Origin of the sequence: Burkholderia sp. Leaf177 (assembly GCF_001424345.1) — a bacterium.
In the GTDB taxonomy this organism is placed as follows: Bacteria; Pseudomonadota; Gammaproteobacteria; order Burkholderiales; family Burkholderiaceae; genus Caballeronia.
Genome location: NZ_LMPF01000020.1, coordinates 303,328 through 314,512, shown reverse-complemented (window position 1 = coordinate 314,512; position 11,185 = coordinate 303,328). Strand labels below are relative to the sequence as shown.

11 protein-coding genes and 1 tRNA gene are annotated in these 11,185 nt (G+C 60.2%); 7 read left to right on the top strand and 5 right to left on the bottom strand.

Annotated elements, in window-relative coordinates:
• Positions 1–50 precede the first annotated feature (50 nt).
• From ASG35_RS15100 to ASG35_RS15075, 6 genes are all read left to right on the top strand, one after another.
• Positions 51–126, top strand: a tRNA-Phe gene (locus ASG35_RS15100).
• Between the two features lie 208 nt (positions 127–334).
• Complete coding sequence (gene queC, locus ASG35_RS15095; RefSeq protein ID WP_056358628.1) at positions 335–1,069, top strand: 7-cyano-7-deazaguanine synthase QueC; 735 nt, start codon at positions 335–337, stop codon at positions 1,067–1,069.
• Positions 1,070–1,071: 2 nt separating this feature from the next.
• On the top strand, positions 1,072–1,704 hold the full coding sequence (gene queE / locus ASG35_RS15090) for a 7-carboxy-7-deazaguanine synthase (protein WP_056358625.1): 633 nt from the start codon (positions 1,072–1,074) through the stop codon (positions 1,702–1,704).
• Between the two features lie 25 nt (positions 1,705–1,729).
• The gene (queD, locus tag ASG35_RS15085; RefSeq protein WP_056358622.1) at positions 1,730–2,176 is read left to right on the top strand and encodes a 6-carboxytetrahydropterin synthase QueD; all 447 of its coding nucleotides are present in this window, start codon (positions 1,730–1,732) and stop codon (positions 2,174–2,176) included.
• A 169-nt stretch (positions 2,177–2,345) separates the two neighbouring features.
• Positions 2,346–3,128, top strand: a complete 783-nt coding sequence (locus ASG35_RS15080) for an HpcH/HpaI aldolase family protein (RefSeq protein ID WP_056358619.1) — start codon at positions 2,346–2,348, stop codon at positions 3,126–3,128.
• On the top strand, positions 3,125–3,799 hold the full coding sequence (locus tag ASG35_RS15075; RefSeq protein WP_056358615.1) for a tetratricopeptide repeat protein: 675 nt from the start codon (positions 3,125–3,127) through the stop codon (positions 3,797–3,799). The genes ASG35_RS15080 and ASG35_RS15075 overlap by 4 nt, the downstream gene beginning before the upstream one ends.
• 57 nt (positions 3,800–3,856) lie before the next feature.
• Here the strand turns inward: ASG35_RS15075 and rodA are convergent, their stop codons facing one another.
• From rodA to ASG35_RS15050, 5 genes are all read right to left on the bottom strand, one after another.
• Entirely contained in the window at positions 3,857–5,005 is a 1,149-nt protein-coding gene (rodA, locus tag ASG35_RS15070) for a rod shape-determining protein RodA (protein ID WP_056358920.1), read from the bottom strand.
• Positions 5,006–5,029: 24 nt separating this feature from the next.
• A complete protein-coding gene (gene mrdA / locus ASG35_RS15065) occupies positions 5,030–7,480 on the bottom strand; it encodes a penicillin-binding protein 2 (protein WP_056358612.1) in 2,451 nt (816 codons plus the stop codon).
• Between the two features lie 90 nt (positions 7,481–7,570).
• On the bottom strand, positions 7,571–8,083 hold the full coding sequence (gene mreD / locus ASG35_RS15060) for a rod shape-determining protein MreD (RefSeq protein WP_056358611.1): 513 nt from the start codon (positions 8,081–8,083) through the stop codon (positions 7,571–7,573).
• Positions 8,080–9,210, bottom strand: a complete 1,131-nt coding sequence (gene mreC / locus ASG35_RS15055) for a rod shape-determining protein MreC (RefSeq protein WP_056358608.1) — start codon at positions 9,208–9,210, stop codon at positions 8,080–8,082. Before mreC ends, mreD begins: the two co-directional genes overlap by 4 nt.
• A gap of 205 nt (positions 9,211–9,415) precedes the next feature.
• Entirely contained in the window at positions 9,416–10,459 is a 1,044-nt protein-coding gene (locus tag ASG35_RS15050; RefSeq protein ID WP_017772379.1) for a rod shape-determining protein, read from the bottom strand.
• Between the two features lie 369 nt (positions 10,460–10,828).
• On the opposite strand from ASG35_RS15050, the gene gatC reads away from it, so the two are divergent.
• Positions 10,829–11,128 (top strand): Asp-tRNA(Asn)/Glu-tRNA(Gln) amidotransferase subunit GatC, encoded by a 300-nt coding sequence (gene gatC / locus ASG35_RS15045; protein ID WP_056358605.1) that lies wholly within the window; start codon positions 10,829–10,831, stop codon positions 11,126–11,128.
• Positions 11,129–11,185 lie beyond the last annotated feature (57 nt).

The following is an 11,185-nucleotide window of genomic DNA, read 5'->3' as shown; positions in this document are numbered from 1 at the left end:
TAAAAGGTCTTGAGCGACATAATCCCCTTTGATATACTTTCGTTCTTCGTGGCCCGGTAGCTCAGTTGGTAGAGCAGCGGATTGAAAATCCGCGTGTCGATGGTTCGATTCCGTCCCAGGCCACCACAGTTGCAAAAAGGCCCGGAAACCAAAAGGTTTCCGGGCCTTTTCCATTGCGCGGCGACAATGCCTGAAAGTAGCGCCATGCTAAAATCCTCGGTTCTTCAAAGACTTGGCTAGCTTGGCAACAGCGCACTCGGCCTTAGCCGACCCGCCCCGACCGATCAGCCCGACCAACCAGCCAGATCGCGCAAAACCACTTGGGAGTTTCACGGTGACTCGAACAGACGCTAAAGACAGCGCGCTGGTGCTGTTTTCCGGCGGCCAGGATTCGGCCACATGCCTTGCCTGGGCGCTCGACCGCTTTGCTACCGTCGAGACGCTCGGGTTCGACTACGGGCAACGTCATCGTGTGGAACTCGAGTGCCGCGACGGCTTCCGGGCATCGCTGAAAAAGCAGTTCCCGAAATGGGCTGACCGGCTCGGCGAAGATCACATGATCGACCTGTCCGTGCTCGGCGCTATCAGCGACACAGCCATGACGCGCGAGATCGAAATCGAGGCGACCGCGAACGGCTTGCCCAACACGTTCGTGCCCGGCCGCAACCTGATGTTCATGACCATCGCGGCGGCAATTGCGTACCGGCGCGGATTGAAGGTGCTGGTCGGCGGCATGTGCGAAACGGATTTCTCGGGCTATCCCGATTGCCGCGACGACACCATGAAAGCGCTGCAAGTTGCGCTCAATCTCGGCATGGATTCGCGCTTCCTGCTCGAAACGCCGCTGATGTGGATCGATAAAGCCGATACGTGGCGCCTCGCCGAACAGCTCGGTGGCGAAGCGCTCGTGGAACTGGTTCGTGTCGAGACGCATACGTGTTATGTCGGCGAGCGCGCCGAGTTGCACGCGTGGGGATTCGGCTGTGGCCAGTGTCCGGCGTGCAAGCTGCGCAAGCGCGGCTTTGAAGCCTATCAATCGGGTGAGCAAGTCACCTCGGAACCAGTCTGATCATGACGTATGCAGTAAAGGAAATCTTCTACACGTTGCAGGGCGAAGGCGCGAATGCCGGCCGCCCTGCCGTGTTCTGCCGCTTTGCCGGATGCAACCTGTGGTCGGGCCGCGAGGAAGATCGAGAAGATGCGGTCTGCCAGTTTTGCGATACCGATTTTGTCGGCACGGATGGCGAGAACGGCGGCAAGTACAAGACGCCCGCTGATCTCGTTGCGATGATTTCATCGCAGTGGCCGGAAGGCGAAGCGCACAAGTTCGTGGTTTGCACCGGCGGCGAGCCCATGTTGCAAATCGATCAGCCGTTCGTGGATGCCTTGCATGCAGCGGGTTTTGAAATGGCTATCGAAACGAATGGGTCAATGCCGGTGCTGGACAGCATCGACTGGATTTGCGTAAGTCCGAAAGCCGGCGCGCCGCTGGTCGTGACGAAGGGCAATGAGCTGAAAGTCGTCGTGCCGCAAGACAACCAGCCGCTCGCCGATTACGCGAAGCTCGACTTCGAATATTTCCTCGTGCAACCCATGGACGGCCCTTCGCGCGATATCAACACGAAGCTCGCCATTGACTGGTGCAAGCGGCATCCGCAATGGCGCCTGTCCATGCAGACGCACAAGTACCTGAACATCCCATAACGCGAATCACCCAAGCTGAGCCGACGTGCAGACGATTACCCGAAAACTTGAATTCGATGCGGGCCACCGCATCCCCGATCACCGCAGCCAGTGCCGGAATCTGCATGGTCACCGGTATGTGCTGGAAATCACGTTGCAGGGTGAGCTCGTCGAAACGGAAGGCGCGCCGGATCGCGGCATGGTGATGGATTTCGCCGATGTCAAAGCGCTCGCCATGGAGCATCTGGTCAACAAGTGGGACCACGCGTTTATCGTGTACGCACGCGATGAGATCGTGCGCGGTTTCCTCGAGCAAATGGCGGATCACAAGACCGTCGTGCTCGACCGCATTCCGACGGTTGAAAATCTCGCCGCCGAGGCGTTCAAGATTCTCTCCGGCGTCTACGACGCGCACTACGGCGTCAACCTGAAGCTCAAGCGCATCCGCCTCTACGAAACGCCGAATTGCTGGGCGGACGTCGAAGGCGTTTGACGCCTGCTTCCGGCGCTCCGCGGCTTCGCTTTTGTCACGGTATTATCGTTAAAGATCGTTGAATAGCCGCGCGTTTTGCTGCGGCGCATCCCAGCGACATGCCAACGGAGCGAGACATGCCAGCGAACCCTTCCGCCAAGTTCAAGGCCGATCCAGCGAGGATCGCGCCATGAGCACTTACACGAATCTCCTCAAGCAGCGTTTCAGCGAGCCCGGCACCTTGTACGGCATGTGGCTTTCCATGGGCAGCGCCGACATTGCCGAAGCGCTCGCGCATGCGGGCTTCGACTGGCTTTGCATCGACATGGAGCATTCTCCGAACGATAGCCAGGACGTCGTCTCGCAACTTCGCGCGATCGCTGCAGCGCATCTTCCGACCGAACCGATTGTCCGCGTGCCCGCGCACGATGCCTGGCTGGTCAAGCGCGTACTCGATGCCGGCGCGCGCACGCTGATGTTCCCGAACGTGGAGACCGCGCAAGAAGCGCAACACGCCGTGCGTCTCACGCAATATCCGAATGGCGACGCACGCGATGGCCTGCGCGGCGCCGCCGGCATGGTGCGCGCGGCGGCGTATGGCGTTCGGCGTGACTATGTGACGTCGGCGAATGCGCAGATATCGACGATCGTGCAGATCGAGTCGCAATTGGCGGTCGAAAATGTCGAAGCGATTGCCGCGACGCCAGGCGTGGATTGTTTGTTTATCGGACCGGCGGATCTGGCTGCGAGCCTTGGGCATCTCGGCGATTCCAAACATAATGATGTGCAAGCCGCGATCACGAAGATCATCGATACAGCGAAAAACGCGGGTATCGCAAGCGGCATTTTCGCACTCGATTCCGCGAGCGCTCGACAATATGCGGAGGCGGGCGTGAAGGTGATCGCGTTGTCGTCGGACGTGAGCTGGTTATTGAAGGCGACGCGCCAGGCGTTGCAGGAGGCGAGGGCATGAAACCCGGATTATTGGGCGCAGTTTCCGTCGCGTTGTTGCTGACGTACGGCGCGGCAAACGCACAGACGGTGAAGGGCAGCGACATGGCCACGCAAAACGCCGTCGCCGATTACAACGCCGGCAATTTCGGCGCGGCGCGCTCGGAGTTTCTTCGCGCGGCGAAAAAGGGCAGCCGTCTCGCCGAATTCAATTACGCGATGATGCTGGTCAACGGCGAAGGCGGTCCCGCCGATGTGCCCGAGGGCAAGAAATGGCTGCGCAAAGCCGCCGATGCCAACATGACGCAAGCGCAATTCGTGTACGGCAAGATGTTCGATGACGGCCAGTTCGTGGATCGCGATCCGGCTGAGGCGCATCGCTGGTTTTTGCGCGCCGCGAACCAGGGGCATGTGCAGGCCGAACTCGCATTGGCGAATCAATTCCTCGATGGCCGAGGCACCCCGCGCGACAACGCTCAGGCCTTCGCCTGGTACAAGAAGGCGGCCGAAGGCGGCGACATGACCGCGCAATACGTGGCGGGATCGTTCTATGAACGCGGCGGCGATGGCGTGCAGAAGAACATCAACGTCGCACGCGCGTATTACGCGGCGGCAGCCGCCCAAGGCGATCCAGCGGCGAAGCTCAAGTACCAGCAATTGAGCGCCGAGCTGTCGCACGAACAGCCGCAATAAAAACAAAAGCCCGCGATGATCATCGATCGAATCGCGGGCTTTTTAATGTCAAATCGCCTAACCCTTCATCAGCCGTTTCTGTCGCGACACGCTCATGATCAGCCCGACCGCGACTCCGAGCGTGGTCAGCGCCGTCCCGCCATAACTCATGAACGGCAACGGCACGCCGACCACCGGCAAGATCCCGCTCACCATCCCGATATTTACGAACGCATACGTGAAGAAAGCCATGGTCAGGGACCCGGCCAACAGCCGCCCGAACAGCGTCGCTCCATTCGCCGCGATAAACAATCCGCGCGCAATCAACGCCATATAGAGGAAGAGCAGTACAAGGCCGCCGGCCAGACCAAACTCTTCCGAAAACACCGCGAAGATAAAGTCGGTATGTTTCTCGGGTATGAACTCCAGATGCGCCTGCGTGCCCTTCAACCAGCCTTTGCCGAACGTGCCGCCTGAGCCAATCGCGATGACTGCCTGAATGGTGTGAAAGCCTTTGCCGAGCGGATCGGAAGTTGGATCGAGCAGCGTACAAATCCGATGTTTCTGATAATCGTGCATCAAAGGCCAGTTCACTTCCGGCTGGCAGATCCGCTCCTGGAACACGCCGATACTCGCCACGACCAGCACGCCGGCAACCAGCACCGGCACGATCAACTTGAAGCTCAATCCCGCGAAGTAGATGACGAACAGACCCGCCGCGAACACGAGCACGGCCGTTCCGAGATCGGGCTGCTTCGCGATGATCGCCACCGGCAGCAGCAAGATCAGAAAGCCGACGATGTAATCCCACCATCGGACCTGGCCTTCACGCCGCTGGAAATACCAGGCAAGCATGAGCGGCATCGCGATCTTCATGATTTCGGAAGGCTGGATCACCACGCCCACATTGAGCCAGCGTTTCGCGCCTTTTCGCGTCAGTCCGAACATGGCGACGGCAACCAGCAACGCCATGCCGAACGTATAAAGCGGCACGGCAAACCGCATGAGCGTGGGCGGCGGCACGTTGGCAAGAATCCACATCAGGCCGAACGTCAGCATGATATTGCGCAGTTGGTCTTCAACGCGCCCGGGCACATCGAGACTCGCGCTATACAGCGTCACGATTCCAACGCACAGCAGCAGGAACACAATCAGCGCGAGCGGTTTATCGAAACCCGCGAACATGCGCTTCGTGCGGTCGAGCCAGGCGCGCTTGTCGAACTGCATCGCTTGCATGGCGGTTCTCCTTCTTTACTCGTCGATGCCGCCAGACGGCGTCAACGTTTGAATGGGGCTCTTGCCGTTGTTACGGGGAATCGCAGCCGTGGGCGCGGGTTCCTTCGGCGGCGGTGGTTTGGGCGGCGCGGGCACGGGCGCTTTGATCGCTTCCTTCACTTCCTTCGCATTCGATGCCACCGCTTTTTCCTTCTGCCCGCTCGCTTCCTTGCCGGTGGCACGGGGTGTATCGGCGACGGAAACGATGGGCGCGCGCGGCGTTGCCAATGCACGCAGCATCATGGTCGCCGGCGATGCAGGCACGGCCGGCGCTGCGGATGCGGCTTCACTCGTGGCTTCGGCGGATGGAGCGGATGCGGAAACCGGTGAAGCAGATGAAGCAGCAGGAGCCGAAATCGCCGCCGATGCCCCCGTGACAGGCTCGGAAGCCGCCGCCGGATTAAACGCCGCCGATTTCGCCGCCACCGACGCCGGCAACGCCGCTTCGATTGCAGACTGCGATCCGCCGATAACCGGCGCCGTTGCACCTTCCGTAGCCGATGCCGCCGCTGCCACCGCCGCCGCTTCCGCGCCGGGTTTCAGCCTGTCGACGAGGTAATAATCGAGCACTTTCCGCGCGATCGGACCTGCGGCTTCCGCGCCCCATCCGCCGTTTTCAACGATCAGCGCGACCGCGATCGTCGGATGGTCGACCGGCGCAAACGCGATATACAACGCGTGGTCACGCAGATGCTCGGCCGTCGCATGACCCGAATAGTTCGCGCCCTGCAGCGAATAAACCTGCGCCGTTCCCGTCTTGCCTGCCGAAAGATACGGCGCGCCACGGAAGATCTTCACGGCGGTGCCGTTGGTTACCACGCCTTCCATGGCACGCTTGACGAAGTCGATATCCGCCTGTTTCACCGCTAGCTTGTCGCTTGGCGCGCGCACCGTGAGACGCACCGCCTTCGAGATCGGATTCTCGACTTCCTTGACCAGGTGCGGCTTCATCACCACGCCGTCATTCGCGAGCGTCGCCGTGGCGTGTGCAAGTTGCAGGATGGTGAACGAGTTGTAACCCTGCCCAATTCCAAGGCTGATCGTCTCGCCTTCATACCAGCGCTGCTGTTCGGGCTTGCGGTACGCCTTCTTCTTCCAGTCCGTCGATGGAAGAATGCCGCGCGCTTCGCCGTTGATATCGATACCCGTGATCTGGCCGAAGCCCCACGGCTTCATGAAACCGGCCATCGCGTTCACGCCGAGATCGTGCGCGAGCATGTAGAAATACGTGTCGTTCGAAACCACGATCGCGCGGTTCATGTCGACCCAGCCCTGACCCGCGCGCACGTCGTTGCGGAACGTGTGGCCGCCGAACGTGTACGAGCCGGGATCCTGGAAACCCCAGCCCGGCGTGCGTTTGTGCAGCGTCAGCGCGGCGAGCGCCATGAACGGCTTGTAGGTCGAACCCGGCGGATACGTGCCATGCAGCGGACGGTTCAGCAGCGGGTGATCGGGCGAATTGTTGAGCGAATCCCAGGTCTGCTGGTCGATGCCGTCCACGAACGAATTCGGATCGAAACTCGGCGCCGATACGAACGCGAGCACGTCCCCCGTTGCAGGTTCGATGGCGACCAGCGCGCCGCGCTTACCCGCGAACGCCTGCTCGGCAACCTGTTGCAAGCCGATATCCAGCGACAACACTAGATTGTTCCCCGGCGTTGCCTGCGTGCGCGACATGGTGCGAACCGGACGCCCCCCAGCCGTCACTTCCACTTCCTCGAAGCCCGTCAGTCCGTGCAACTCGGTTTCGTAGCTTTGCTCGACACCGATCTTGCCCATGTAATCAGTGCCCTTGTAATTGTTCGCGTCCAGCCGCGGATCGTAGTGATCGGTGTCGGCGTCGTTCTGGTCGCTTGCGGCGTCGATACGCTCCTGATCGCGCTGCGAAATCCGCCCGATATACCCAATCACGTGCGCCGCCGTCGGTCCCAGCGGATATTGCCGGAACAACCGCGCGCGCACTTCCACGCCTGGGAAGCGGAAACGCTGCGCGGTGAACTGGGCGACCTCTTCGTCGGTGAGACGCGTGCGGATGGGCAGGCTCTCGAAATTCTTCGAGTCTTCCAGCAGCTTTTTAAAGCGCCGGCGATCGCGTGCGTCGACGGGAATCACGGTCGCGATGCGGTCGATTTCATCGTCGAGCGTGGTGTTGATCTTCGACGGCGTAATTTCCAGCGTGTAGGCCGAATAGTTCTTCGCGAGCACCACGCCGTTGCGGTCGGTGATGATCCCGCGATTCGGCACGATAGGCGCGACCGAGATGCGGTTTTCATCGGCTTGCAGCGAGTACTTGCTGAAATGCCAGACCTGCAGATACAGGAACCGCACGCCGATCAATCCGAAGCAGACGAACACGAAGAGGCCCGCGGCGGCCACGCGTAAGCGAAACTTCGATAACTGTTGTTCGGCGTTCTGAAATTCGGTCATGCAATCTTCGCGGGGACCGCGTGTGTGGCGACTGGGGCGTGCGGCTCAACCGACGCGCCGGCAGTCGCTTGAATCAACATCGACATCAACTCAGATGGGACGTGTGTCGTCGGGATCGGTGGCGCGGCGCTGCGGAATCAGCAGCAGGAAACTCGCGAGCGGCCACAAAATGGCTTCCACGAATCCATCGACCAGATAACCCCAGCCGGGAAACGCCGCGCCGGTCAGGAGGCGAATCACGAACGGGACAATCTGCGCGCCGATCAAGAGCGGTGCAACCACGAACGTCTGCACTGGCAACGACATCCACAATACGCGCCTGTGAATGGTGATGGCGCCATACGACAACAACGTATACGCAAGCGCGTGCTCGCCGAGCAGACTTGCATTGTGAACGTCCATTAACATGCCGAGCAAAAACGCGATGCCCATTCCGACACGGCGCGGCTGGTGAACGTTCCAGAACAACAGGACGACGGCGACGAAATCCGGCACGCCGGCCATCCGGCCCCACGGCATCAGGTTTAGCAGAAACGCGGCGGCCAGGCTGAACGTGATGAAGTACGGATTGACCGGCTGCAGGATGTATTGCGGGCGGCTCATGGCGTGGCTCCGGGCGCGGCCTTGCCGGCAGGTTCTCGCCGGGCGTGCCCGGATTTGTTCGATGCCGCGTGCTCAGGCTTCTTCCCGGCGCTCGCAGATGCAGGCTTTGCGGCGACCGCAGCTGCAGCCGACGCTGCCGGTGCAGCGGCCGGGTTTGCGGCGGGCGCGGTTGTCGCATTAGCCGCAGCTGGCGCACTCGTGCTTTTCGCGGGTGCTGCCTTCTTCCTGCCCTTGTTTTCCTTCGCATCCTTTGCGGCGGCCGCGGCTTCGATCTCGACCGGATTCGGCGGCTGGTTGACTTCGTAGTGCAGCACGAGCAACTGGCGCGCACCGCGCACCGGAGCAATGGGCAAACAGACGACGCGAGCGAAGGCGGTATCGGCTTGTTTATCGACGCGCACGACCTTCGCCACCGGCAATCCCGGCGGATAAATCCCGTCCAGGCCGCTGGTCACGAGTTCGTCGCCAGTTTGCACGTCGGCGCTGATAGGCACGAAGCGCAGGTCGAGTGTGTCACCTTTGGGCGTGCCGTAGATCACGCTGCGCAATCCCGTACGAACGATTTGCACGGGGACGGCCTGGTCCTTGTCGGAGAGCAGCGTTACTTCGGATTGCAGCGGGAATACGCGGGTGATCTGGCCAATCACGCCGTCTTCGTTGACTACAGGCGCGCCGTCCTGAATGCCCTGCTGCGAGCCCTTGCCAATCACGACCTTTTGCGTGAATGGATCACGCGTGTCGTATTGCACTTCGACGGGAATGGTTTGCGTGACGGCGCGAGCCTGAAGTTGAAGGAGCGAACGCAAATGTGTGTTCTCGGCGTTGAGCTGGGACGCATCGCCCGCTTTCACCGATAACTCCAGGTTCTTTTCTTTCAACTTCACATTTTCGGTGCGCAGGATTGCGCTGGTCACAGCCAGATCGGCTGCGCCCATGAAGATATCGCGCGGAACGAGGGCGGCGCGCTGCAGCGGATATAAGCCGGCGCCCAGCACGCCGCGCACGATCTCGAGCGTATTAAAACGCGCGTCCGAGATCAAAAGGGCGATTGCGAGCACCACGAAGAAGATCAATCGCGCGAGAGCGGATGGACCTTGCTTAAAGAGTGGCGGCGGACTGTATTCCATGGTCGGCGCCGAGGGCGTGAGCAGTTAAATCGATGCTGCGGGTCCGCGTCAAATCGCGGCCCTGCCCAGCGCGGTGCGCTGCGGCCCGGATCCACATTGGGCCAGGCCACGTGAACGCCCGTGCAAGTCGCATATCTCGCGCACGTCGCAGATGTTCCATTGAGCGAGTGCGTGCTGATGGCGCCTTCGTGAAAGGCGTCAAGACTTACTCGTAGGAGAAGATGCTGCCGAGCTTGTCCATGCGTTCGAGCGCCATGCCCGAACCGCGTACGACGCAAGTCAGCGGATCTTCAGCAACGAGCACCGGCAGGCCGGTCTCTTCTGCAAGTAGCCGGTCAAGGTCGCGCAGCAACGCGCCACCGCCAGTCAGCATCATGCCGCGTTCGGCAATGTCGGCGCCCAGTTCCGGCGGCGTCTGTTCCAGCGCGATTTTCACCGATGACACGATCTGATTCAGCGGATCGGTCAGCGCTTCGAGAATTTCATTGCTCGAAATGGTGAAGCTGCGCGGAATGCCTTCTGAAAGATTACGGCCCTTGACTTCCATCTCCTTGACTTCGGAGCCCGGGAAAGCCGAACCAATTTCCTTCTTGATCGCTTCAGCCGTTTGCTCGCCAATCAGCATGCCGTAGTTACGGCGAATGTAATTGACAATGGCTTCGTCGAACTTGTCACCGCCCACGCGCACCGAACCCTTGTACACGATACCGCCAAGCGAGATCACGCCCACTTCGGTCGTGCCGCCGCCGATATCCACGACCATGGAACCCGTTGCTTCCGAAACCGGCAAGCCGGCGCCGATAGCAGCAGCCATGGGTTCTTCGATCAGATAAACCTGCGACGCGCCTGCGCCATGCGCCGCTTCCTTGATCGCGCGGCGCTCGACCTGGGTCGAACCGCACGGCACGCAGATGATGATGCGCGGCGAAGGCGAGAACATGCGCGACTCGTGAGCCGTCTTGATGAACTGCTTGATCATCTGCTCGGTCACCGTGAAGTCGGCGATTACGCCGTCCTTCATGGGCCGGATTGCTTCGATATTGCCCGGCACCTTGCCGAGCATCTGCTTGGCCTCTCGGCCGACAGCCTGAATGGTCTTCTTGCCATTCGGACCGCCTTCCTGGCGAATGGAAACCACCGACGGCTCGTCTAGAACGATGCCTTTGCCGCGCATGTAAATCAGCGTGTTGGCGGTGCCGAGATCAATCGCCAGATCGTTTGAAAAGTAGCTGCGCAAAAAACCGAACATTCAAAAATCCTGTCTCGCTGGGAGCCGTGCCTCGCTTCGAGCGCCAAAGGACGGCAGCGGAAAAAAATGACAGCCTGCAGCCGCACCCAATTGGTCGCGAACATTGCAAAGCTGCGAAGAAAATCTACCGGAGGATGCAAGCAAACCAGGCGCACACTTTTCTGAAAATCCTGTAACTAAGAAAAGGCCGCTGGCAAGTCGATCCGGATTTGGGTCGAACGCGTAATGATACCTTATAATTTTGGGGTATTCGAAGGAAAAGGACGGTACATTTTGCCATCGTCAGGCCTGCTTTCTAAGGCTCCTTATCTCGAATTGAAGTCGCGCTGTTTGTAACGCGAAAGTCGCATAAATAGACCGGTGAAACGAATGTCTCTGACCTTGACCGATGTAAAACGCATTGCGCACCTCGCGCGTCTGGAATTGCCCGAACACGAGGCTGAACCCACCCTCGCGCGCCTGAACGATTTCTTTGGTCTCGTGGAGCAGATGCAAGCCGTAGACACCAAGGGAATCGAACCGCTTGCTCACCCGATCGAACAAATCCAGCAAGTCGAACTGCGTTTGCGAAACGATGCTGTTACAGAGCATGTAAACCGCGAAGAGTTCCAACGGCCTGCACCCGCTGTGCGCGACGGCCTGTATCTCGTGCCGAAAGTGATCGAGTAAGCGATCGAATCAGCGGCGCGAGGTTGTGATCACCAGAACGCAACGCGAACGCATTGC